This window comes from Agromyces sp. 3263, assembly GCF_031456545.1.
Taxonomy (GTDB): Bacteria; Actinomycetota; Actinomycetes; order Actinomycetales; family Microbacteriaceae; genus Agromyces.
Genome location: NZ_JAVDUV010000001.1, coordinates 150,665 through 173,307, shown reverse-complemented (window position 1 = coordinate 173,307; position 22,643 = coordinate 150,665). Strand labels below are relative to the sequence as shown.

Genomic DNA, 22,643 nt, shown 5'->3' with positions numbered 1-22,643 from the left:
AACGGAACCGAAGGCAGCCATGACCGACCACCCGATGCTCGCGCTCGAGCACGTCGGCCTCCGCATCGGCGGGGCGCGCATCCTCCACGACGTGTCGCTCGAGGTCGTCGCGGGCGAGATGCTCGGGGTGATCGGCCCGAACGGCGCGGGGAAGACGACGCTCTTCAACGTGATCTCGGGAGTGGTGCGACCCACCGAGGGCGCCGTCCTCCTCGACGGCCAGGACGTCACGCGGCAGCCGATCCACCGGCGGGCCACGGCGGGCCTCGGGCGCACGTTCCAGACGTCGAGCCTGTTCCCGGCGCTCAGCGTGCTCGAGAACGTTCGGCTGGCGGCCCAGGCGCACGCCGGCCGCGCGGCATCCGTGTTCCGCACCCCGCGGCGCACGGATGCCGCGACCCGCACCGCGCTCGACGCGCTCGCCGAGGTGGGCCTCGCCGATCGCGCCGACGCCGATGCCGCAGGGCTCGCCCACGGCGAGAAGCGCAAGGTCGAGATCGCCATGCTCATCGCCATGGATCCGAAGGTGGTCCTGCTCGACGAGCCGATGGCCGGGGTCGCGTCGGGCGACGTGCCCGCGATCACCGAGGTCATCCGGGGCCTCCACCGCGGCGGGCGCACCGTGCTCATGGTCGAGCACCACATGGAGGTCGTGCTCGGCCTCGTCGACCGCGTCGCGGTCATGCACCACGGCGAGCTCCTCGCCGTCGACACTCCGGAGGCCGTCATGGCGAACCCGACCGTGCAGTCCGCCTACCTGGGGGAGTCGGTGTGAGCGAGCCCATCCTCGTCGTCGACCGGCTGAGCGGCCGCATCGCCGGCCAGCAGGTCGTCGAGGACGTCTCCTTCGAGGTTCCGGCGCTCGGGGTCACCGCGCTCCTGGGACGCAACGGGGTCGGCAAGACCTCGACGATCAAGTCGATCCTCGGCCTCATCGAACGCACGGGGGAGGTGCGCCTCGCAGGCACCCGCGTCGACCGGCTGCCCACCCATCGCATCGTGCAGCGCGGCGTCGGCTACGTGCCCGAGGACCGCGAGGTCTTCGGCGGCCTGACCGTGGCGGAGAACCTCCGCCTCGCCGAGCGCGACGACCGGCCGCGGCGAGACCTCGTCGACCGACTCTTCCCCGACCTCGTGGAACGGCGGGCGCAACGTGCGGGCACGCTCTCGGGAGGACAGCAGCAGATGGTGTCGCTCGCCCGCGCACTCGTGAACGAGAACCGGCTGCTCCTCGTCGACGAGCCGACGAAGGGGCTCGCGCCCCGCATCGTCGACGAGGTGGCGGCGGCGCTCGCCGAGGCGGCGACCACCGTGCCGATCCTCCTCGTCGAGCAGAACCTGCAGGTGGTGCGCAGGCTCGCCGAGCGCGTCGTCGTGCTCTCGGGCGGCCGGGTGGTCTTCACCGGCGCGGCATCCGACCTGCTCGATGACGAGGATCGGATCCAGCGCTACCTGGGCGTCCACGACGCCGCAGACGGCAGGGATGCCCCACATGAACGCGACGCCTCGAAGGGAGGGGCACGATGAGCACGCTGCTGCTGCTCCTCATCACCGGGCTCGGCCTCGGCGCCCTGTACTTCCTCGTCGCGAGCGGCCTGTCGCTCATCTACGGGCTCATGGGCGTGCTGAACTTCGCGCACGGCTCGTTCCTCACGATCTCGGCGTTCCTCGGCTGGGAGGTCGGGCGCCGCGTCTCCGACGGCACCTGGGCGGGCCTGGCCGTCTCGGCCCTCGTCGGAATGGTCGTGGGCGCGGTGGTGGCCGCGGCGACGGAGTACCTCCTCATCCGCCGGCTCTACGAACGGCACATCGAGCAGGCGCTCGTCACCGTCGGCCTCGCGCTCGCGAGCGTGGCCCTCTTCGAGGGCATCTGGGGGACCGACCCGATCTACACGCAGAAGCCCGAGTGGCTCGGCCAGACCACCGAGATCCTCGGGGCGAAGATCCCGAACGACCGGTTCCTGCTCATCGCCTGCGCCGCGCTCGTGCTCGCCGGCATCGTGCTGTTCCTCCAGCGCACCCGGTACGGGCTCATCATCCGCGCCGGCGTCGAGAACCGGTCGATGGTCACCGCGCTCGGCATCGACGTCCGTCGGTCGTTCACGATCGTCTTCGCGATCGGCGGGGCGGCAGCGGGGCTCGGGGGCGTGCTCGCCTCCGTCTACTACGGCTACGTGTCGGCGCACCTCGGCTCGGTGCTGCTCATCTTCGCCTTCATCGTCACGGTGATCGGTGGGCTGGGGTCGCTCACCGGCGCTGCGATCGCGTCGGTGCTCGTTGCCGTGCTGCAGCAGTTCGCCAACTTCTACTGGGGCGGCACCGGCGACCTCGTCGTGGTGATCGCGCTCGCCGCGGTGCTGCTCGTGCGCCCGCGTGGACTCATGGGGAAGGTCGCATGAACCCGCAGAGAACGGATGCCGCGTCGCCGACGCGCGAACTCGACCCCGCAGCGCGGGCCGACTCGGGCGAGCGCTCGGCCGTGGCATCCGGCCGTCGCACGCTGCTCCTAATCGGCGGGGGCGTCGCCCTCGTCGTCGTCCTCGCCATCCTGCCCCTGCTCGCCCTCGACCTCCCGGGCGTGCTGCCCGGCCCGACCTACACGCCGGGGACCCTGCAGCTCCTCGCCTACGCGATGCTCATCGCGGCGCTCGCCCTGAGCTACCGCATGATGTTCGGGCTCGCCGGCCTGCTCTCGTTCGGCCACGCGCTGTTCTTCGCCGCGGGCGCTTACGGGCTCGGCATGACGCTCGACGCGTTCGCGCCGGTCGGGTGGCCGAGCGAGCTCATCTTCGTCGGCTCGATCGCGGTCACCCTCGTGCTCGGCATCGTGCTGGCCGCGACCGTCGGCTCGCTCGCGCTGCGGGTCACCGGCATCTCGTTCGCGATGGTCACGCTCGCGTTCGCGCAGGCCGGGTCGGTGCTCATCCGGCGCAACCCGGGCGGCGCGACCGGCGGCGACGAGGGGCTCTCGCTCGACATCGAGCACGTGCCCGACGCGCTCGTGGGCGTGGTGAACACCCGGAACCTCTACTGGCTCGCACTCGGCGTGCTCGTCTTCGTGTACCTCGTCGTGCTGTGGGTCGAGCGCAGCCGCGCCGGGCGCGTGGCCGAGGCCATTCGGGAGAACGAACTTCGGGTGCGCGTCATCGGCCTGCAGCCCTACACCGTGAAGCTGCTCGTCTTCGTCGTCGCGTCGGTGCTCGCCGCGATCGCCGGCATGGGCTACCTCCTGCTGCAGTCGGGCGCATCGCCGCGCATCGCCACGGCGGACTTCACGCTCACGCTCCTCGTCATCGTGGTGCTCGGGGGAGTGGGCTATCGCTGGGGCGCGATCGTGGGCGGTATCGTCTACACACTGCTCGATCAGCGGCTCACGGCGCTCGCGGGCTCCGACGTCATCGCCGGACTGCCCGCCGTGCTCCGGGTGCCGCTGTCCGAGCCGCTGTTCATCCTGGGCACGCTGTTCATCCTCGTGGTGCTGTTCCTTCCCGGGGGGATCGCGGGAATCCCGCAGCGCATCAGCACTGGCCGGAAGCAGCATCCGGTCGAGACGGAGGAGGCCGCGGATGCCTGACGGCCTGAACACGCTCGGACGCTGGACGCGCGACCGTGCCCGCGCCACCCCTGAGCGCATCGCGATCGACGACCGCGGAGTGGTCGTGACGTATCGCGAGCTCGACGCCCGCTCGGAACGGCTCGCGGAGGCGTTCCGAGCGACCGGCTACGCGATCGGCGACCGCATCGCGACCATCACCGGCAACAGCGCCGACCACGTCGTGCTGTTCTTCGCCTGCGCCAAGGCCGGGCTCGTGCTCGTGCCGCTGTCGTGGCGGCTCGCCCCGCGCGAGCTCGCCGAACAGCTCGAGATCGCCGACCCGGCGCTGCTCCTCCTCGAGAGCGAGTTCGAGTCACTCGCCCGGGCGACGCTGGCACGCCTGCCGCAGCGCATCCCCAACGCGCCGCTCGGGGCGCATGGCGTCGAGGCGGATTGCCCGCCTCCGGCCGCCGACGCCCGCCGCGCGGCATCCGGAACGCGTGGCGACGTCGCCGACGACGACGCGCTGCTCATCATCTTCACCTCGGGCACGACCGCCACTCCCAAGGGTGCCGTGCTCACGCATCGCAACTGCTTCTTCACGAACCTCTCGCTCTCGCGCATCGCCGAGATCGGCGCGGGCGACACCGTGCTCGCGGTGCTCCCGCAGTACCACGTCGGCGGGTGGAACATCCAGCCGCTGCTGGCCTGGTGGACGGGCGCCACGGTCGTGCTCGAGCGCACCTTCGATCCCGGCCGGGTGCTGCACCTGATCCAGGAGCGCGGCATCACGACCATGATGGGCGTGCCCGCCAACTACCTGTTCCTGGCGCAGCACCCCGACTTCGCGGGCACCGACCTGTCGAGCCTCGCGCACGCGATCGTGGGCGGCGCCCCCATGCCGCCCGCGCTGCTGCGCACCTGGCATGCCCGCGGGGTGGCGCTCACCCAGGGCTACGGGCTGACCGAGGCGTCGCCGAACGTGCTGTGCCTCCCCGACGAGGACGCGCGCGTGCGCGCCGGGTCGGCCGGCAAGCCCTACCCGCACGTCGACGTGGCCGTCGCCGATCCCGCGACGGGCGAGCACCTCGACGGCGCAGCCGAGGGCGAGCTGCTCGTGCAGGGGCCGTCGGTGTTCGCGGGGTACTTCCGCGACCCCGCTGCGACGCTGGCGACCCTGGTCGACGGATGGCTGCGCACCGGCGATCTCGTGCGCCGCGACGCCGACGGGTTCTTCACGATCGTCGATCGCATCAAGGACATCTACATCTCGGGCGGCGAGGGCGTCGCCCCCGCGGAGGTCGAGGCCGTCCTCATGGGGCATCCGGCCGTCGCCGACGTCGCCGTGGTGGGCGTACCCGACGAGCGGTGGGGCGAAGCGGGCGCGGCCTGGGTCGTCGCGCACCGTGGCCGGGCGACGGATGCCGCGGAGCTGGTCGAGTTCGCCTCCGCCTCCCTCGCCCGCTACAAGGTGCCGCGCGAGGTGCACTTCGTCGACGAGCTCCCTCGGTCCACCGCGGGCAAGGTGCTGCGCCGCCTCCTCGCCGAGCGGACCGCCATCGCGACCGTGGCATCCGTCGCGTCGGAGGAGGCGCGATGAGCGCCGCACCGCGTACCGCGCGCGGCGTCGAGACGCGCGGCAGGCTGCTCGCCGCCGCCGAGCGGGTGTTCGCCGAGCACGGCTATCACGAGGCATCCGTCTCGCGCATCACCGATCGCGCCGGCGTCGGCCAGGGCACCTTCTACCTCTACTTCGACACGAAGCTCGACATCTTCAACGAGCTCGTGGAAGACCTGAACCGTCGTGTCCGCCAGGCCATGAGCGAGGGCTCTCGGGGCGCATCGACCCGGCTCGAGGCCGAGCGGGCCGGCTTCGCCGCGTTCTTCCGGTTCACCGCGGAGCATCCGGCGCTCTACCGCGTCGTGCGCGAGGCCGAGCTCGTCTCGCCCGACGCGCTGCGGCTGCACTACACGCGCATCGTCGAGGGCTACATCGACGGGCTCCGCGACGCCGCCGAGGACGGCGAGATCGGCGACATCGACCCCACGGTGGCGGCCTGGGCGCTCATGGGCATCGGCGAGATGATCGGCATGCGCTGGGTGCTCTGGGGCGATGGCGACGCGGCGCCCGGCGACGACGCCGACCCCACCGCGAGCGGCACCCGCGAGGTGCCCCAGCACGTGCTCGACGAGATGATGCGCTTCATCGGGGGAGCCCTCGGCCGCCCCGAGCTCGCAGGAGACCGGCGCGAGGACGCGCCCGACAAGGAGGAATCGTGACCGATCTCAACGGGCGGCGCGCCGTCGTGACCGGTGGCGCGAGCGGCATCGGCGAGGCGTGCGCGCGCGCGTTCGCGGCGGCCGGAGCGCGCGTCGTGATCGCCGACCTGAACGGCGAGGCCGCCGAGCGGGTCGCCGACGAACTGGGCGGGGAGGCCTGGCAGGTCGACCTCGGCGACACCGCCGCGCTCGCCGACGTCTCGCTCGAGGCCGACATCCTCGTGAACAACGCGGGAATCCAGCACGTGCGTCCGATCGAGGAGTTCGAGCCCGAGCGGTTCTCGCTCATCCTGCGGCTCATGCTCGAGTCGCCGTTCCTGCTCATCCGCGCCGCCCTGCCTGGCATGTACGAGCGCGGCTTCGGTCGGATCATCAACATCTCGAGCGTGCACGGGTTGCGCGCGTCGGCGTTCAAGTCGGCCTACGTCGCCGCCAAGCACGGCCTCGAGGGCCTGTCGAAGGTCACCGCGCTCGAGGGCGGCCCGCACGGGGTGACGTCGAACTGCATCGACCCCGCCTACGTGCGCACGCCCCTCGTCGAGAAGCAGATCGCCGACCAGGCGCGCCTGCATGGCATCTCAGAGGAGGAGGTCGTGCCGAAGATCATGCTCACCGAGTCGGCGATCAAGCGCCTCGTCGAACCGTCCGAGGTCGCGAGCCTCGCCCTGTGGCTCGCCGGCCCCGACGCCGGGATGGTCACGGGTGCGAGCTACACGATGGACGGCGGATGGAGCGCACGATGAGCGACACCGCATTCGCTGCGCCCGTCGCCGGCGGTTCGCTGGCCGGTGGCCAGTGGCGGCCGGATGCCCCGGGCACACCCGTGCTCGCGGTGCACGGCATCACGGCCACGCACCGCAACTGGGACCTCTTCGCGGCGGCGCTGCCCGACCGTCGCGTGATCGCACCCGACCTCCGCGGACGCGGCCGCAGCAACGCCCTCCCGGCGCCGTACGGGCTCGTGCAGCACGCCGACGACCTCGCGGCGGTGCTCGATGCGCAGGGAATCGAGCGGGTCTTCGTGGTGGGCCACTCGATGGGCGCCTTCGTGTCGGTGCGATTCGCCGAACGCCATCCCGACCGCGTCGCCGGGCTGGCCCTCATCGACGGCGGACTCCCGGTGCCCAATCCCGACGGCATCGCGCCCGACGACCTTCCGGCGGTGCTGCTCGGTCCCGCGCTCGAGCGGCTCTCCATGACCTTCCCGAGTCGTGGCGCCTACGTGGACTTCTGGCGGCGGCATCCGGCCCTCGGCCCGTACTGGAACAGCGCGATCGAGGCGTACGTCGACTACGACATCGTCGGCGAGGAGCCGTCGCTGCGCAGCTCGGCGAGCGCCGACGCGGTCGCCGTGAACGCGATCGAGCTCGACGGCTCCGCGGGCTACGGCCAGGCGCTCCTGGCGGCTCCGGGCCCGGTCGACTTCTTCCGCGCCCCCCGCGGCCTGCTCGACGCGGCGCCGCTCTATCCCGACTCCATCGTCGCCGAGTGGGCTGAGCGGATGCACCAGCTCGTCGTCCATGACGTCGCCGACGTCAACCACTACACCATCGTCATGTCGGAGGCGGGTGCGGGTAGCGTGATCCCCGTCATCCGCGCCCGCATCGAGGCGACGGACACACAGGAAGGTGCATCGTGACACTCGACAAAGTCGTCGGGTCCGCTCAAGAGGCGGTCGCCGACATCCCATCAGGAGCCAGCCTCGCCGTCGGCGGGTTCGGCCTCTGCGGCATCCCGATGGTGCTGATCCAGGCGCTGCTCGATGCGGGCGTCGACCGGCTCTCGGTCGTCTCGAACAACTGCGGCGTCGACGACTGGGGGCTCGGCGTGCTGCTCGCGAAGCAGCGGATCGCCAAGATGACCTCGTCGTACGTCGGGGAGAACAAGGAGTTCGAGCGCCAGTACCTCTCGGGCGAGCTCGAACTCGAGCTGACGCCGCAGGGCACCCTCGCGGAGAAGCTCCGTGCGGGCGGCAGCGGCATCGCGGCGTTCTTCACGCAGACGGGGGTCGGCACGCAGGTCGCCGAGGGCGGGCTGCCGCGGCGCTACGAGTCCGACGGGTCGATCGCGATCGCGAGCCCGCCGAAGCCGGTGCAGACGTTCGAGTTCGCAGGTGAGCCCCGTGAGTTCGTGCTCGAAGAGGCGATCACGACCGACTTCGCCCTCGTGCACGCCCTGAAGGGCGACCGCTTCGGGAACCTCGTGTTCGACAAGTCGGCGCGCAACTTCTCGCCCCTCGCCGCGATGGCCGGGCGCGTCTGCATCGCGCAGGTCGAGGAGCTCCTCGAGCCCGGCGACCTCGACCCCGATGCCGTGCACCTGCCCGGCATCTACGTCGACCGCATGATCGTGGTCGGCACCGACATCGAGAAGCGCATCGAGCGGCGCACCGTGAGGGAGAACTGAGATGGCGCTGACGCGATTCGAGATGGCCGCCCGGGCCGCCCGGGAGCTCGGCGACGGCTCCTACGTGAACCTCGGCATCGGGCTTCCCACCCTCGTGCCGAACTACGTGCCCGAGGGCGTGACCATCCTGCTGCAGTCGGAGAACGGGATCCTCGGCGTCGGGCCGTACCCGACCGACGACGAGGTCGACCCCGACCTCATCAACGCCGGCAAGGAGACCGTCACGGTGCTCCCGGGCGCCGCCTACTTCGACTCCGCCACGAGCTTCGGCATGATCCGCGGCGGCAAGATCGACGCGGCCATCCTGGGAGCCATGCAGGTGTCGGCCACGGGCGACCTCGCGAACTGGATGATCCCCGGCAAGATGGTGAAGGGCCCCGGCGGCGCGATGGACCTCGTGCACGGCGCACGCCGGCGCATCGTGCTCATGGAGCACGTCGCGAAGGACGGCTCGCCGAAGATCGTGAACCAGTGCTCCCTGCCCCTCACGGGCAAGGGCGTCGTCGACCGCATCATCACCGACCTCGCCGTCATCGACGTCACCTCCGACGGTCTCGTGCTCGTCGAGTGCGCGCCGGGCGTCACCGTCGACGAGGTCGTCGCCGCCACCGAGCCGCCGCTCGACACCGACGCCGTGTCGGAGTGAGCGCGGCGATGGTCGAGACGATCTTCCCCGGCATCCGGGTGCAACGGGTCACTACGCCGCGACTCACGGCCAACGTGCTCGAGCGCGAGGCGGATGCCGAGGCCGATGCGGCGCGCACCGTGGTGTTCGTGCACGGCAACGTGTCGTCGTCGCTGTTCTGGCAGCCGACGATGCTCGACCTGCCCCGCGGCATCCGTGCCATCGCCGTCGACCTGCGCGGCTTCGGCGACAGTGATCCGCTGCCCGTCGATGCGAGCCGCGGCGTGCGCGACTTCTCCGACGACGTCGCGTCGGTGATCGACGAGCTCGCCCTCGGCGCCGTGCACCTCGTCGGGTGGAGCATGGGCGGGGGCGTGGCGATGCAGCTGTTGCTCGACCGGCCCGAGCTCGTGGCGAGTCTCACGGTGCAGTCCACCGTGTCGCCGTACGGGTTCGGCGGCACCGCCGTTGACGGCGCCCTGCTGTCGGCGGATGCCGCGGGCACGGGCGGCGGCGGCGCGAATCCCGACTTCGTGGCGAGGCTCGCCGCGGGCGACCGCTCCGACGACCAGGGCTCGCCGCGGGCGGTGTACCGCTCGAGCTATGTCGCGCCCGGTTTCGCGTCGGAGCACGAGGACGTCTGGGTCGAGTCGATGCTGTCGACGCGCACCGGCCTGGACCACTATCCCGGCGATGCGACACCCTCCGACTCGTGGCCGGGCTTCGCGCCGGGAACCCGCGGCGTGCTCAACACGATGGCGCCCACCGTCTTCGACACCTCGGCGATCGTCGAAGTGGAGTCCAAGCCGCCCATCCTCTGGATCCACGGCGCGCAGGACGCGATCGTCGGCGACGCGTCGGCCTTCGACCTCAACCAGCTCGGCAAGGCCGGCATCATCCCGGGCTGGCCCGGCGACGACGTCGCCCCCGCGCAGCCGATGCTCGCGCAGACCCGGGCGGTGCTCGATCGCTACGCCGCGGGCGGCGGCGCGGTCAGGGAGCTCGAGCTCGAGCACTGCGGCCACTCGCCGCACCTCGAGAAGCCGGCCGAGTTCCGCGCGGCGCTGCTCGAGCTCCTCGACGCCTGAACCCGGCGGCGGCCCGCCACAGGAGCGACCGCACTATAGCGGCTGGTTCTCGGCGGCGGGAGGGTCTATCGCCGCTTCGAGCCGCATCGAACACTGGAAGCACGGGCCGAGCACGCCCGGAGAGGTCGGCGCCCTTCCGTCCGGCATGACGTCGCCTCGTGGCATCCGTGGATCGAGGAGGACATCGTGGCCGAGAAGGGGACCAGCCAGGAGCGGTCGGATGCACCGTCGCCCGACGACAGCCGCAAGCCCGACTCACCTGGCGACGTGACGAAGCGCTCATGGATGTACGTGTTCCGCAAGAGCTTCCGCGAGTTCGTCGACGACCAGTGCCCCGACCGCGCGGCGTCGCTCACCTACTACGGCGTGCTCGCGCTCTTCCCGGGGCTGTTGGCGCTGACCTCGCTGCTCGCGCTCGTCGGCCAGGGCCAGCGCGCGATCAACGGGCTGTTCGACATCGTCGAGCAGTTCGCTCCGGGCGACGCGCTCGACATCATCCGCGAGCCGATCGAGGACTTCAGCGCATCGCCGGCGGCGGGGCTCGGCTTCGTCACCGGACTCGTGCTCGCCATCTGGTCGGCATCCGGATACGTGGGCGCCTTCAGCCGGGCGATGAACCAGATCTACGAGATCGACGAGGGCCGCCCGTTCTGGAAGCTCCGGCCCATGCAGTTGCTCGTGACCATCGTGACGCTCGTGCTCGTCGTCATCATCGCCGTGGCCCTCGTCATCTCGGGGCCGGTCACGGATGCACTCGGGAACGCGCTCGGCGTCGGCCAGGCCGTGGAGGTCGTCTGGGAGATCGCGAAGTGGCCGGTGCTCGCGCTCGCCGTGATCCTCGCCATCGCGATCCTGTATTACGCCACGCCGAACGCGAAGCAGCCCAAGTTCCGCTGGATCAGCCTCGGCGCGGTGATCGCCATCGTCGCACTCGTCATCGTGTCGGCGGGCTTCGCGCTCTACGTGGCCAACTTCGCGAACTACGACCGCACCTACGGGTCGTTCGGCGGGGTCATCGTCTTCCTGCTCTGGCTCTGGCTTGCGAACTGCGCGCTGCTGTTCGGTGCGGAGTTCGACGCGGAGCTCGAACGGGGACGTGAGCTGCAGGCGGGCATCGAGGCGGAGGAGGACATCCAGCTCCCGCCGCGCGACACCCGCAAGAGCGAGAAGGCCGAGAAGAAGGAGCAGGAGGACATCGAGCTCGGCCGGAAGATCCGCCTGGAGCACGACGGCGACGGCGACGGCGATGGGAACCGGGACGGTGACGCAACGACGCGGGACGACCGCGATCGCGCCCGGAGCTGAGGGAGCATCCGTTCGATGGAGACCGCGCCCGGCGGGCCGGACGTAGACTCGACACGTGCCTGCTGTGAATCTCGGAATGCCCAAAGTCCCTGAGGTCCTGGCCCCGCGACGCAAATCCCGCCAGATCAAGGTCGGCAAGGTGCTCGTCGGTGGCGACGCGCCCGTGAGCGTGCAGTCGATGACGACGACTCCCACGCCCAACATCAACGCGACGCTGCAGCAGATCGCCGAGCTCACGGCGTCGGGCTGCGACATCGTGCGCGTGGCCGTGCCGAGCCGCGACGACGCCGAGGCGCTGCCGATCATCGCGAAGAAGAGCCAGATCCCGGTCATCGCCGACATCCACTTCCAGCCGAACTACGTGTACGCGGCCATCGACGCAGGATGCGCCGCGGTGCGCGTCAACCCGGGCAACATCCGCAAGTTCGACGACCAGGTCGCCGAGATCGCGCGTCGCGCCAAGGCGGCCGACGTCTCGATCCGCATCGGGGTCAACGCGGGCTCGCTCGACCCCCGCCTGCTGCAGAAGTACGGGAAGGCCACGCCCGAGGCGCTCGTCGAGAGCGCCGTGTGGGAGGCGAGCCTCTTCGAGGAGCACGACTTCCACGACTTCAAGATCTCGGTCAAGCACAACGACCCCATCGTCATGGTGAAGGCCTACCGGCTCCTCGCCGAGCGCGGCGACTGGCCGCTGCACCTCGGCGTGACCGAAGCCGGCCCCGCGTTCCAGGGCACCATCAAGAGCGCGACGGCGTTCGGCATCCTCCTTTCCGAGGGCATCGGCGACACCATCCGCGTCTCGCTGTCGGCGCCCCCCGTCGAGGAGGTCAAAGTCGGCCTGCAGATCCTGCAGTCGCTGAACCTCCGCGAGCGCCGGCTCGAGATCGTGTCCTGCCCGTCGTGCGGGCGCGCCCAGGTGGACGTCTACAAGCTCGCGAACGACGTGACCGACGGACTCGAGGGCATGACCGTGCCCCTCCGGGTCGCCGTCATGGGCTGCGTCGTGAACGGTCCGGGTGAGGCCCGCGAGGCCGACCTCGGCGTGGCATCCGGCAACGGCAAGGGCCAGATCTTCGTGAAGGGCGAGGTCATCAAGACCGTGCCCGAGTCCGAGATCGTCGCGACGCTCATCGCCGAGGCGAACCGCATCGCCGACGAGATGGGCGCGGATGCCCCGGTGGGCTCGCCCGAGGTCCTGACGCCGTAGCCCGGCGTTCGAGGGACGTCCAGACGATCGCAACCCGTGGTCGATCCGGTCGGCGCCGGGTATCGTGGCCCGAACCCGGGTGCCCACTGCGGCATCCGATCGCGAAAGGGGACCGCGATGAGCGGAGACGGCACGGAGTACGAGTACCCCGACGAGGCGGGCTATCCCGACGGGACGGGCACGCTGCACGAGGGCGTCGAGGACGCCGACGGCGTCGAGGGTCCAGACGACGCCGCGACAGCGGCGGGCGACGACCTCGAGACGTTCGCCATGGAGGACGAAGAGGACGTCGACGGCGACTGACCGCGCCCGACGGGGCCCCGGTCGCGTCAACGGCCATCAGGCGCCGCGCTGCCCCTTCGGCATCGCGTCGGCGAGGCGCGGCCAGAACGCCGCCAGCGTCGCGGCCCCCTGCTCCAGGACCTCGATGCGAACCCGTTCGTCGGAGCCGTGCCAGCGGTCGCCGATCAACCCCGTCCCGAAGAACACGAGCGGTGCGTCGAGCGTCCGGGCGAGGAGCTCCGCCGGGCCACCGCCGGCGTTGCCCATGCGTCCCACCGCGTCGACGGCGAACCCGATGCGCATGGCCTCGGCAAGGGCCTCGACGGCCGGATGCTCGGGCGTGCGGTACGGCGCCTCCGCCGTCTTCCGTGAGATCGAGACCTCGGCACGGATGCCGCGTGCCGCCGACTCCTCCGCCACCCACCGTTCGAGCTGCGCCGCGACCTCCTCCGGGGTCTGGCCTTCCACGATCCGGATGCTGAGCGCGGCTCCGGCCGATGCGGGGATGACGGCCCGGGGAAGCGCCTCGAGGTCGCCGCCGCTGATGCTGATCACCTCGACCGCCGGGCGCGCCCACAGCAGTTCGGGCACCGTGTATCCCCGCTCGCCGGTGACGCGCCCGGTGTCCGACTCCGCCAGCCACCACCGTTCGTCGACCTCGAGCGCCGCGTAGTCCTCCCGCTCCTTCGGGGTGGGGGTGGTGACGGCGTCGTAGAAGCCCGGCAGGGCGACCCGTCCCTCCTCGTCGTGGAGTTCGGAGAGCAGCGTCGCGAGATCCAGGATCGGGTTGGGCGACGGTCCCGAGACCGCGCCGCTGTGCACATCGTGCGCGGGGCCGTGCACGGTGAGCTCTGCGCCGATCATGCCTCGGACGGTGGTCGTCACGGCCGGGCGCCCCGGATCGAGGAGGGTCGTGTCCGAGTAGACGATGAGGTCGCAGCCGAGGTCGGCGGCATGCGCGTCGAGCAGGTCCGCGAGGTTCGGGGAGCCGAGCTCCTCCTCGCCGTCGACGAGGAGCTTGAGCGTCACCGGTGGCGTGCGGCCGCCGCCGGCGAGCAGCGCGCGAAGACCCCAGAGGTGGGCGATGACCTGGCCCTTCGCGTCGGAAGCGCCTCGGCCGAAGAGGCATCCGTCGCGCTCGACCGGCGTGAACGGTTCCGTCTCGCGCCACGGCTCGCCGATGACGGCGCGCACGTCATGGTGGCTGTAGACGAGCACGGTGGGCGCCGCGGCATCCGCGCACCACTCGGCGAACACGGCGGAGGTGTCGCCCTGCTCCCACACCTCGACGCGGGGGAAGCCGACGGCGCGGCACAGGCCGGCGAGGTGGTTCGCCGACTGCGGCAACGCGGCGGCGTAGCCGGGGTCGCCGGCGATCGACGGGATGCGCACCCACTCCGCGAGCCGGTCGACGAACTCGCGGCGGTGCTCGCGCACCCGCGCGTGGAGTGCGCTCGACGCAGCGGCCGGCATCACGCCTCGTCGAAGGTGACGGCGGGCGTCCGCGACGGAGGACTCGTGCGGAAGCCGACGAGCTTGTGGGAGCCGTCGCAGAACGGGCGGATCGCCGAGGCGCCGCAGCGGCACAGCGCGAACGTCCGTCGATTCGGCCGCACCGGCTGTCCGTCATCGTCGAACAGCTGCAGGTCGCCGCGGACGAGGAGCGGCCCGTCGGGACACGCCGTGATCGAGACGGGGCGGGCGGATGCCTCGGCGCTCACGGCAGCGGCCTCCTCAGCGCCGACTCGCCGCGCTCGAATCGGTCGCGCAGGCCTCCCCAGAGGCGACCGTCGATGGCCAGGCAGGCCGCCGCCCCGAAGAGGATGTCGTTCGCGAGCTGCGGCTCGTCCTCGGCGAGCGAGCCGGCGAGGTCCCGCGCGGCGAGCTGCTCGTGCACGGCATCCGCTTCGACGTGCTCGTCGAAGTAGTCGGTGACCTCGGCGCCGAAGCCGAGCCGCCGGAGGCCCTTCGCGTACGCACGGCAGGGCAGCGACGACGTCATCTCGTAGGCGGCGAGGTGGCCGACGATCGCGCCGCGCAGGCGCCGGTGGAGTCCGAAGAACGACATCAGGTTCATCGAGGTGTAGACCTCGACGGGTACGTGGTCGGCGTACGCGCCGTAGCGATCGTCGAGTCCCGCCCCGCGCAGCGCGTTCGCGAAGATCGTCGCGTGGAGTCGCTCGGGCCGGCCGCCGCCGTACTCGTCGGCCTGGATCTCGACGAGGGCCGCCTTGGCGCGAGCGTGCAGCCGGGGAATGGCCCAGCTGTGCGGGTCCGCCTCCTTCAGCGTGTAGATCGTGCGGCAGGCGAGGATCTCGAGCACCTGCTCCGACGTGGCGTCGCGTTCCACGAATGCCGACAGGCTCGGGCCGTCGTCGGCCTCGACGAGGGCGAACAACGCCTCGGGGACGTCGCGCGTGGCGACCGGCTGCGGCACCGCGGCTCGCAGGGCGGACTCGAATGCGTGCTCGATCGTCTCGCGCACGGCCAGGAGGCGCGGGTCCCACTCCCAGGCGTCCGACACGCCCCCGAGGCCGCCGTAGTGCAGCTCGTACATGAGGAACAGCGTCAGCTGCAGGTCGTCGTCGGCGAGCACGTCGTCGGATGCCGCGAGCGACTCGCTGGTGGCATCCGCGAGCCGCTGGAGGGGCATCTGCCGGGGACCGGTGAGGAGTCGTAGGAGCTGCTCACTCACCGTGCCACGCGGGCTCGGCAGCGCCATCGGCCGCATCGGGGAGACCGGATCCGGAGCACCGCTCGTCGTGGTGTCGCGTCCAGGCTCCGCGGTGATCGTCATTCCAGCTCCCTCGCTCGGTCTGCCTCCACCGTAGGAAGCGCCGTGGGGCGTGTCACCGGGCTTGACCCGCGCCCGGGGGAGCGATAGCCGGCGCGCGGGTCGCCATCGCGCCATTCGGCACTCGCGCGGTGCTCACTAGAATCGTCGGGTGCCCACACGCCTTTCGAACTACTTCCTCCGCACGCTCCGTGAAGACCCCGCCGACGCCGAGGTGGCCAGCCACCGGCTGCTCGTGCGCGCGGGCTACATCCGTCGACAGGCTCCGGGCGTGTTCGCGTGGCTGCCGATCGGCCTTCGCGTCAAGGCCAGGATCGAGCAGATCATCCGCGAGGAGATGACGGCCGCCGGCGCACACGAGGTGCACTTCCCCGCGCTGCTGCCGCGAGAGCCCTACGAGGTCACGAACCGCTGGACCGAGTACGGCGACGGGATCTTCCGCCTGCAGGACCGCAAGGGCGCCGACTACCTGCTGGCACCGACCCACGAAGAGGTCTTCACGCTGCTGGTGAAGGACCTCTACGGGTCGTACAAGGACCTGCCCCTGACGATCTACCAGATCCAGGACAAGTACCGAGACGAGGCCCGCCCCCGGGCCGGCCTCCTGCGCGGTCGCGAGTTCACGATGAAGGACGCCTACTCGTTCGACGCGAGCGACGAGGGCCTCGACGCGAGCTACCAGGCGCAGCGCGACGCCTACGAGCGCATCTTCGCCCGGCTCGGCCTCGACTACGTGATCGTCGATGCGGATGCCGGGGCGATGGGCGGCTCGAAGAGCGAGGAGTTCCTGCATCCGAGCCCCATCGGCGAGGACACGTTCGTGCGATCGGCGGGTGGGTACGCCGCCAACGTGGAGGCGTACACGACGACGGCACCCGAGCCCGTCCCCTTCGAAGGGCTGCCCGAGCCCGCCATCCTCGACTCGCCGAACACCCCCACGATCGCGACCCTCGTCGATCTCGCCAATGCCGAGTACCCCCGGCCCGACGGTCGTGCGTGGACCGCGGCCGACACGCTGAAGAACGTGGTGCTCGCGCTCGTGCACCTCGACGGCACCCGGGAGCTCGTCGTGGTCGGCCTGCCCGGCGATCGCGACGTCGAGATGAAGCGCGTCGAGGTGGCGTTCGCTCCTGCCGAGGTCGAGGCGGCGACGGAGGCCGACTTCGCGAAGCACCCCGGTCTTGTGAAGGGCTACATCGGGCCGTGGTCGCCCGACGGCGCGGTGCTCGGGGAGGAGTCGGCCACCGGCATCCGCTTCGTCGTCGACCCGCGGGTCGTCGACGGCACCGAGTGGATCACGGGCGCCAACCTCGACCAGAAGCACGTGTTCGGGCTCGTCGCCGGCCGTGACTTCGTCGCGGACGGCGTCGTGGAGGCCGCCGACGTGCGCGAGGGCGACCCCGCGCCCGACGGCTCCGGACCGGTGGAGCTCGCGCGCGGCGTCGAGATCGGCCACGTGTTCCAGCTCGGCCGCAAGTACGCCGAGGCGCTCGGCCTGAAGGTGCTCGACGAGAACGGCAAGCTCGTGACCGTGACGATGGGCTCGTACGGCATCGGCGTGACGCGCATCCTCGCGATCATCGCCGAGGGCCACCACGACGAGAAGGGGCTGATCTGGCCCGCGTCGATCGCGCCGTTCGACGTGCACGTGCTCGCCACCGGCAAGGACGACAGCGTGTTCGAGGCGGCCGAGTCCATCACGGCCGCGCTCGAGACCGCCGGCTACGAGGTGCTGTACGACGACCGTCCGAAGGTGTCGCCCGGGGTGAAGTTCGGCGACGCCGAGCTCATCGGCGTGCCGAAGATCGTCATCGCCGGCCGCGGCGTCGCCGACGGTGTCGTCGAGGTGTGGGACCGGGCCACGGGTGACCGGGTCTCGGTGCCGATCGACGACGTCGTGGCGACGCTCGCCGGCTGACGCTCAGAGTCTGGCGTAGCGCGCCCGTGCGAAGCAGTAGACGCCGTAGATCACGAGTCCGGCTCCGACCAGCCAGAGGATGATCTGGCCGAACGGCAGGGCCGCGAGGCTCTTCAGGGCGGAATCGAGGCCACCGGCCTTCTCGGGATCGTGGGTGAACGCCGCGACGACGAACAGCACGCCCACGACCGCGACGGCGATGCCCTTGGCGACATAGCCGACCGTGCCGAACATGCGGATGCCGTCTCCCGCCTTGCCGGCCGGCAGCGACAGCTGCTTCGCGAAGTCCTTCCGGATGCCGCGGACGATGAAGGCGACGCCGATGCCGAGCACGACCAGTCCGATGAGCACGAGCACGAGGATCCCGCCGGGGGCGGCGAGGAGCTGCGCGCTCATCGTCGTGCTCGACTCCGAAGAGTCGGACCGGCCGCCGAGCGCGTAGACGAGTGCGGTCGCGCCGATGGCGAAGTAGGCCACGGCGGTGCCGAGTTCCTTGATGCGGCGTCCCCACTTCTTCTTCGCGTCCGAGTCGCGCTCGAGCAGGGCCTCGGCGACCTGCCAGATGCCCAGGGCGGCGAGGCCCAGCACGATGACCCACAGCACGACGACGCCGAACGGGAGACGAGCGATCTGCTCCATGGCGCCGCTCTGGTCCGCCTCGCCGCCGCCCGGGCCGACGGCGACCGAGATCGCGATCACGCCGATGATGAGGTGCACGATGCCCAGCACGACGTAGCCGATGCGGGCGAGGGCTCTGAAGGGACGCGAGCTCTGGGCGGCGCTCGCGGTCTCCTTGATGGTTTCGGGTTCCATCGGCACAGCGTATCGACGGAGGGCACGCGCGTTCGCCCCCTTGCGCTGCGGCGACGAAGCGGTATGGCCGCGGATGACGTGCCTCGTGACATCCGCTACGGTAGAGAGTCGTCCGCTCCGAGGGGAAGCGGCACTGAGAGCTGAATAGAGGAGGCCGGCGTGGACATCGACCTCAGCGTGCTCCGCATGATGGAGCGCGAAAAGGAGATCCCGTTCGACGAACTGGTGGAGATCATCGAGCAGGCGATCCTCATGGCCTACTTGAAGCACACCAACCCCGGCCAGCACGGCCACGCGAACCCGAGCGGCGCCCGCGCCCACCTCGACCGCAAGACCGGCCACGTGTCGGTCTACATCCCCGAGCTCGACGAGGACGACAACGTCATCGGCGAGGTGGAGGACAGCCCCAGCGACTTCGGCCGCATCGCCGCCTTCGCCGCGAAGCAGGTCATCAACCAGCGCCTGCGCGACCTGGCCGACGACGCCGTGCTCGGCGAGTTCCGGGGGCGCGAGGGCGACATCGTCGCGGGTATCATCCAGCAGGGTCCCAACCCGCGCATGGTGCACATCGACCTCGGCACCGTCGAGGCGATCCTCCCGCCCGAGGAGCAGGTGCCCGGCGAGGAGTATCCCCACGGGCAGCGCATCCGCGTCTACGTGACGAGCGTCTCGAAGGGCCAGAAGGGCCCCTCGATCACGGTGTCCCGCACCCACCCCGCACTCGTGCGCAAGCTCTTCGCGCTCGAGGTGCCCGAGATCGCCTCGGGTGTCGTCGAGATCGTGTCGCTCGCCCGCGAGGCCGGGCACCGCACCAAGATCGCCGTGCGTGCGAACCAGCCCGGCGTCAACGCCAAGGGCGCGGCGATCGGCGAACTCGGCCAGCGCGTGCGCGCGGTGACCGCCGAGCTCGGCTCGGAGAAGATCGACATCGTCGACTGGTCCGACGACCTCGCCACCTTCGTCGCGAGCGCGCTGTCGCCGGCCAAGGTGACCAGCGCCTACGTCATCGACGAGTCGACGCGAGCCGTTCGCGCGCTCGTGCCCGACTACCAGCTTTCGCTCGCGATCGGCAAGGAGGGCCAGAACGCCCGACTCGCCGCCAAGCTCACGGGCGCGAAGATCGACATCCAGCCCGACTCGATCCTCGAGTCGAACTGAGCCCCGGGCCCGCGTCGGCGGGCTCCCAGCCCAGAGGTGTAGGATGGAACCCGTCAGAACGTGCATCGGATGCCGTTCGCGCGCCCCGCGGTCCTCACTTCTGAGGGTCGTCTCCCAGAATTCCCACGTCGTGGCCGATGCCTCGGCCGTGCTTCCGGGCAGGGGTGCGTGGTTGCATCCGACGCTCGAGTGCTACCGGCTCGCCGTGCGGCGACGCGCCTTCGGACGCGCACTCCGCATCCGCGGCGAGGTGGACACCAGCAACGTAGAGAACAGGCTGAACGGCTAATGGACAACTCATGAGCGGCTCGAAATGAGACCCGTCCGCCATTGATGGTCCGCCCTGTTTCGGGGTGGGCCCGGAACAGGAGAGAAGTGGCTGCCAAACCACGCGTACACGAGATCGCATCCGAACTCGGTGTCGACAGCAAGATCGCCCTTGAGAAGCTCAAGGAGATGGGCGAGTACGTCAAGGGACCCTCGTCGTCCATCGAACCCCCCGTCGCGCGCCGCCTGAAGGCCGCCCTCGAGGCGGCAGGCGCCGCCTCAAACGGGGCACCCGCCGCGCCGGCGAAGCCCGCTGCTGCTGCGGTGAAGCCGGGCCCCAAGCCCGCGCCGAAGCCCGCTGCTGCTCCCGCAGAGCCCGCCGCTCCCGCGGCCGACGTGCCCGTCGCCGACGTGCCGATGACGGTCGCCGAGCGCCAGGCGCAGGCCGAGGAGAAGGCCGCCCAGGCCGCCGCCAAGCCGGCCGAGGCGCCCGCCGCACCCGCCGCATCGGATGTCGCGACGCCCGGTGCCGCCGGTCCCAAGCCCGGCGCCGCCATCCCGCGTCCGGCTCCGCGGCCCAACGCGCCGCGCCCCGGCAACAACCCGTTCTCGAGCTCGCAGGGCATGGGCTCGCGCCCGGCCCAGCCGCGCCCGGGCAACAACCCCTTCTCGAGCTCGCAGGGCATGGGCCAGCGCCCGTCCCCGGGCAACATCCCGCGCCCGCAGGCTCCCCGACCCGGATCGCCGCGTCCCGGCGCCCCGCGTCCCGCGGGTGCCGGCGGTCGTCCCGGCGGCGGCTTCCAGCGCCCCGGCGGCGCCGGTGCAGGCGCCGGCGCCCGTCCCGGTGGCGGCGGTGGCTTCCAGCGCCCCGGCGGTGCTCCCGGCACCGGCTTCGGCGGCCCGCGTCCCGCGGGCGGCGGCGGTCGTGGTCGTGGACCCGGCGGCGGCACGGCCGGTGCCTTCGGCCGCGGTGGCGGCAAGAGCAAGGCCCGCAAGTCGAAGCGCACGAAGCGCCAGGAATTCGAGATGCGGGAGGCTCCGTCGCTCGGCGGCGTGAGCGTGCCCCGCGGCGACGGCAACACCGTCATCCGGCTGCGTCGTGGCGCGTCCATCTCGGACTTCGCCGACAAGATCGACGCGAACCCCGGTTCGCTCGTGACCGTGCTGTTCCACCTCGGTGAGATGGCCACGGCGACGGAGTCGCTCGACGAGGCCACCTTCCAGGTGCTCGGCGAGGAACTCGGCTACAAGATCCAGGTCGTCTCGCCTGAAGACGAGGACCGCGAACTCCTCGAGGGCTTCGACATCGACCTCGACCAGGAGCTCGAGGACGAGACCGACGAGGATCTCGAGATCCGCCCGCCGGTCGTCACCGTCATGGGCCACGTCGACCACGGTAAGACCCGACTCCTCGACGCCATCCGCAACGCGAACGTCGTCGCAGGCGAGGCCGGCGGCATCACGCAGCACATCGGTGCGTACCAGGTGCACACCGAGCATGAGGGCATCGAGCGGGCCATCACCTTCATCGACACCCCGGGCCACGAGGCGTTCACCGCCATGCGTGCCCGTGGTGCGCAGGTGACCGACATCGCGATCCTCGTGGTCGCGGCCGACGACGGCATCATGCCGCAGACGGTCGAGGCCCTGAACCACGCGCAGTCGGCCAATGTGCCGATCGTGGTCGCGGTGAACAAGATCGACAAGCCCGACGCCAACCCGGCCAAGGTGCGTCAGCAGCTCACCGAGTTCGGCCTGGTCGCCGAGGAGTACGGCGGCGACGTCATGTTCGTCGACGTGTCGGCTCGCGAGAACATCGGCATCCAGGACCTGCTCGACGCAGTGCTCCTCACCGCCGACGCAGGCCTCGACCTGCGCGCGAACCCCAACAAGGACGCCCGGGGCGTCGCCATCGAGGCGAAGCTCGACAAGGGCCGCGGTGCGGTTGCGACCGTGCTCATCCAGTCGGGTTCGCTGCGGGTCGGCGACGCGATCGTCGCCGGCACGGCCTACGGCCGCGTTCGCGCAATGGCCGACGAGAACGGCGACGCCGTGCTCGAGGCCACGCCGTCGCGTCCCGTGCAGGTGCAGGGCCTCTCGAGCGTCCCGCGCGCCGGTGACACCTTCCTGGTCACCGAGGACGACCGCACCGCGCGTCAGATCGCCGAGAAGCGCGAAGCCGCACAGCGCAACGCGCAGCTGGCGAAGGCACGCAAGCGCATCTCGCTCGAGGACTTCACCCGTGCGCTCGAAGAGGGCAAGGTCGAGGCGCTCAACCTCATCATCAAGGGCGACGTGTCGGGTGCCGTGGAGGCGCTCGAGGAATCGCTCATGAAGATCGAGGTCGACGACAGCGTGCAGCTGCGCATCCTCCACCGCGGCGTGGGTGCCGTCACCGAGAGCGACATCGACCTCGCGACGATCGACAACGCGATCGTCATCGGGTTCAATGTGCGCCCCGACGTGAAGGCGCGCGAGCGTGCCGCCCGCGAGGGCGTCGACGTGCGCTTCTACTCGGTCATCTACAACGCGATCGACGACATCGAGAACTCGCTGAAGGGCATGCTGAAGCCCGAGTTCGAAGAGGTGCAGTCGGGTGTCGCCGAGATCCGCGAGGTGTTCCGCTCCTCGAAGTTCGGCAACATCGCCGGTGTCATCGTGCGATCGGGAACGATCACGCGAAACGCCAAGGCCCGCGTCATCCGAGATGGCGTCGTCGTCGGCGACAACCTCGCCATCGAGTCGCTGCGTCGTTTCAAGGACGACGTCACCGAGGTGCGCACGGACTTCGAAGCCGGTATCGGCCTCGGCAAGTTCAACGACATCCAGGTGGGCGACGAGATCGAGACCATCGAGATGCGCGAGAAGCCTCGGGCTTGATCGTGGCCGGGGGTCCCTGGTTCTTCACTCAGGTGAAGAACGGGGACCCCTACCCCGATTCACCTGAGTGAAGAACCAGGGACCC

22 protein-coding genes are annotated in these 22,643 nt (G+C 70.9%); 18 read left to right on the top strand and 4 right to left on the bottom strand.

Annotated elements, in window-relative coordinates; translation table 11 throughout:
- Positions 1-19 precede the first annotated feature (19 nt).
- The 14 genes from J2X63_RS00855 (at position 20) to J2X63_RS00790 (ending at position 12,749) form a co-directional block, all read left to right on the top strand.
- Positions 20-775 carry an ABC transporter ATP-binding protein gene (locus J2X63_RS00855; protein WP_309972917.1) on the top strand — a complete coding sequence of 252 codons (756 nt, stop codon included), beginning with the start codon at positions 20-22 and terminating at the stop codon, positions 773-775.
- Entirely contained in the window at positions 772-1,527 is a 756-nt protein-coding gene (locus tag J2X63_RS00850) for an ATP-binding cassette domain-containing protein (protein WP_309972915.1), read from the top strand. The genes J2X63_RS00855 and J2X63_RS00850 overlap by 4 nt, the downstream gene beginning before the upstream one ends.
- The gene (locus tag J2X63_RS00845) at positions 1,524-2,399 is read left to right on the top strand and encodes a branched-chain amino acid ABC transporter permease (protein ID WP_309972914.1); all 876 of its coding nucleotides are present in this window, start codon (positions 1,524-1,526) and stop codon (positions 2,397-2,399) included. Before J2X63_RS00850 ends, J2X63_RS00845 begins: the two co-directional genes overlap by 4 nt.
- A complete protein-coding gene (locus J2X63_RS00840) occupies positions 2,396-3,574 on the top strand; it encodes a branched-chain amino acid ABC transporter permease (protein ID WP_309972912.1) in 1,179 nt (392 codons plus the stop codon). The genes J2X63_RS00845 and J2X63_RS00840 overlap by 4 nt, the downstream gene beginning before the upstream one ends.
- The gene (locus tag J2X63_RS00835) at positions 3,567-5,135 is read left to right on the top strand and encodes an AMP-binding protein (protein WP_309972910.1); all 1,569 of its coding nucleotides are present in this window, start codon (positions 3,567-3,569) and stop codon (positions 5,133-5,135) included. Before J2X63_RS00840 ends, J2X63_RS00835 begins: the two co-directional genes overlap by 8 nt.
- On the top strand, positions 5,132-5,815 hold the full coding sequence (locus tag J2X63_RS00830; protein ID WP_309972908.1) for a TetR/AcrR family transcriptional regulator: 684 nt from the start codon (positions 5,132-5,134) through the stop codon (positions 5,813-5,815). The genes J2X63_RS00835 and J2X63_RS00830 overlap by 4 nt, the downstream gene beginning before the upstream one ends.
- Entirely contained in the window at positions 5,809-6,558 is a 750-nt protein-coding gene (locus J2X63_RS00825; RefSeq protein ID WP_396133137.1) for a 3-hydroxybutyrate dehydrogenase, read from the top strand. The genes J2X63_RS00830 and J2X63_RS00825 overlap by 7 nt, the downstream gene beginning before the upstream one ends.
- A complete protein-coding gene (locus J2X63_RS00820; protein WP_309972904.1) occupies positions 6,555-7,454 on the top strand; it encodes an alpha/beta fold hydrolase in 900 nt (299 codons plus the stop codon). The genes J2X63_RS00825 and J2X63_RS00820 overlap by 4 nt, the downstream gene beginning before the upstream one ends.
- Entirely contained in the window at positions 7,451-8,221 is a 771-nt protein-coding gene (locus J2X63_RS00815; RefSeq protein ID WP_309972903.1) for a CoA transferase subunit A, read from the top strand. The genes J2X63_RS00820 and J2X63_RS00815 overlap by 4 nt, the downstream gene beginning before the upstream one ends.
- Before the next feature lies 1 nt (position 8,222).
- Complete coding sequence (locus J2X63_RS00810; protein WP_309972901.1) at positions 8,223-8,867, top strand: CoA transferase subunit B; 645 nt, start codon at positions 8,223-8,225, stop codon at positions 8,865-8,867.
- Positions 8,868-8,875: 8 nt separating this feature from the next.
- Positions 8,876-9,934 carry an alpha/beta hydrolase gene (locus tag J2X63_RS00805; protein ID WP_309972899.1) on the top strand — a complete coding sequence of 353 codons (1,059 nt, stop codon included), beginning with the start codon at positions 8,876-8,878 and terminating at the stop codon, positions 9,932-9,934.
- Positions 9,935-10,120: 186 nt separating this feature from the next.
- Positions 10,121-11,239, top strand: coding sequence for a YihY/virulence factor BrkB family protein (locus J2X63_RS00800; protein WP_309972897.1), 1,119 nt, complete (start codon positions 10,121-10,123; stop codon positions 11,237-11,239).
- A gap of 76 nt (positions 11,240-11,315) precedes the next feature.
- Entirely contained in the window at positions 11,316-12,446 is a 1,131-nt protein-coding gene (gene ispG, locus J2X63_RS00795; protein ID WP_309972895.1) for a flavodoxin-dependent (E)-4-hydroxy-3-methylbut-2-enyl-diphosphate synthase, read from the top strand.
- A gap of 117 nt (positions 12,447-12,563) precedes the next feature.
- Complete coding sequence (locus J2X63_RS00790) at positions 12,564-12,749, top strand: hypothetical protein (protein ID WP_309972893.1); 186 nt, start codon at positions 12,564-12,566, stop codon at positions 12,747-12,749.
- Between the two features lie 36 nt (positions 12,750-12,785).
- Here J2X63_RS00790 and J2X63_RS00785 read toward each other — a convergent pair whose 3' ends face one another.
- From J2X63_RS00785 to J2X63_RS00775, 3 genes are read right to left on the bottom strand one after another with little or no spacing between them, the layout of a single operon-like run.
- Entirely contained in the window at positions 12,786-14,201 is a 1,416-nt protein-coding gene (locus J2X63_RS00785; protein WP_309972891.1) for a M20/M25/M40 family metallo-hydrolase, read from the bottom strand.
- A complete protein-coding gene (locus J2X63_RS00780; protein ID WP_309972889.1) occupies positions 14,201-14,449 on the bottom strand; it encodes a CDGSH iron-sulfur domain-containing protein in 249 nt (82 codons plus the stop codon). Before J2X63_RS00780 ends, J2X63_RS00785 begins: the two co-directional genes overlap by 1 nt.
- On the bottom strand, positions 14,446-15,525 hold the full coding sequence (locus J2X63_RS00775; RefSeq protein WP_309972887.1) for an iron-containing redox enzyme family protein: 1,080 nt from the start codon (positions 15,523-15,525) through the stop codon (positions 14,446-14,448). The genes J2X63_RS00780 and J2X63_RS00775 overlap by 4 nt, the downstream gene beginning before the upstream one ends.
- A 148-nt stretch (positions 15,526-15,673) precedes the next feature.
- Between J2X63_RS00775 and J2X63_RS00770 the strand changes: the two genes are divergently transcribed.
- Complete coding sequence (locus J2X63_RS00770) at positions 15,674-17,440, top strand: proline--tRNA ligase (protein WP_309972885.1); 1,767 nt, start codon at positions 15,674-15,676, stop codon at positions 17,438-17,440.
- A 3-nt stretch (positions 17,441-17,443) separates the two neighbouring features.
- On the opposite strand, the gene J2X63_RS00765 is transcribed toward J2X63_RS00770, so the two are convergent.
- Positions 17,444-18,253, bottom strand: a complete 810-nt coding sequence (locus J2X63_RS00765; protein ID WP_309972883.1) for a DUF1206 domain-containing protein — start codon at positions 18,251-18,253, stop codon at positions 17,444-17,446.
- 159 nt (positions 18,254-18,412) lie between these two features.
- On the opposite strand from J2X63_RS00765, the gene nusA reads away from it, so the two are divergent.
- From nusA to infB, 3 genes are read left to right on the top strand one after another with little or no spacing between them, the layout of a single operon-like run.
- A complete protein-coding gene (gene nusA / locus J2X63_RS00760; RefSeq protein ID WP_309972881.1) occupies positions 18,413-19,411 on the top strand; it encodes a transcription termination factor NusA in 999 nt (332 codons plus the stop codon).
- Positions 19,412-19,454: 43 nt separating this feature from the next.
- Entirely contained in the window at positions 19,455-19,700 is a 246-nt protein-coding gene (locus J2X63_RS00755) for a YlxR family protein (RefSeq protein WP_130351151.1), read from the top strand.
- Positions 19,701-19,744: 44 nt separating this feature from the next.
- Positions 19,745-22,558: a translation initiation factor IF-2 gene (gene infB, locus J2X63_RS00750; RefSeq protein ID WP_309972876.1), complete on the top strand. Its 2,814-nt coding sequence runs from the start codon at positions 19,745-19,747 to the stop codon at positions 22,556-22,558.
- Positions 22,559-22,643 lie beyond the last annotated feature (85 nt).

What these genes read in the sequence shown, in the direction of transcription:
- J2X63_RS00855 (WP_309972917.1), top strand. Translation starts at nt 20, where the DNA reads ATGACCGACCACCCGATGCTCGCGCTCGAGCACGTCGGCCTCCGCATC.
- J2X63_RS00845 (WP_309972914.1), top strand. Translation starts at nt 1,524, where the DNA reads ATGAGCACGCTGCTGCTGCTCCTCATCACCGGGCTCGGCCTCGGCGCC.
- J2X63_RS00840 (WP_309972912.1), top strand. Translation starts at nt 2,396, where the DNA reads ATGAACCCGCAGAGAACGGATGCCGCGTCGCCGACGCGCGAACTCGAC.
- J2X63_RS00835 (WP_309972910.1), top strand. Translation starts at nt 3,567, where the DNA reads ATGCCTGACGGCCTGAACACGCTCGGACGCTGGACGCGCGACCGTGCC.
- J2X63_RS00830 (WP_309972908.1), top strand. Translation starts at nt 5,132, where the DNA reads ATGAGCGCCGCACCGCGTACCGCGCGCGGCGTCGAGACGCGCGGCAGG.
- J2X63_RS00820 (WP_309972904.1), top strand. Translation starts at nt 6,555, where the DNA reads ATGAGCGACACCGCATTCGCTGCGCCCGTCGCCGGCGGTTCGCTGGCC.
- J2X63_RS00810 (WP_309972901.1), top strand. Translation starts at nt 8,223, where the DNA reads ATGGCGCTGACGCGATTCGAGATGGCCGCCCGGGCCGCCCGGGAGCTC.
- J2X63_RS00805 (WP_309972899.1), top strand. Translation starts at nt 8,876, where the DNA reads ATGGTCGAGACGATCTTCCCCGGCATCCGGGTGCAACGGGTCACTACG.
- ispG (WP_309972895.1), top strand. Translation starts at nt 11,316, where the DNA reads ATGCCCAAAGTCCCTGAGGTCCTGGCCCCGCGACGCAAATCCCGCCAG.
- J2X63_RS00790 (WP_309972893.1), top strand. Translation starts at nt 12,564, where the DNA reads ATGAGCGGAGACGGCACGGAGTACGAGTACCCCGACGAGGCGGGCTAT.
- J2X63_RS00785 (WP_309972891.1), bottom strand. Translation starts at nt 14,201, where the DNA reads ATGCCGGCCGCTGCGTCGAGCGCACTCCACGCGCGGGTGCGCGAGCAC.
- J2X63_RS00775 (WP_309972887.1), bottom strand. Translation starts at nt 15,525, where the DNA reads ATGACGATCACCGCGGAGCCTGGACGCGACACCACGACGAGCGGTGCT.
- J2X63_RS00765 (WP_309972883.1), bottom strand. Translation starts at nt 18,253, where the DNA reads ATGGAACCCGAAACCATCAAGGAGACCGCGAGCGCCGCCCAGAGCTCG.
- J2X63_RS00755 (WP_130351151.1), top strand. Translation starts at nt 19,455, where the DNA reads ATGGAACCCGTCAGAACGTGCATCGGATGCCGTTCGCGCGCCCCGCGG.
- infB (WP_309972876.1), top strand. Translation starts at nt 19,745, where the DNA reads ATGGTCCGCCCTGTTTCGGGGTGGGCCCGGAACAGGAGAGAAGTGGCT.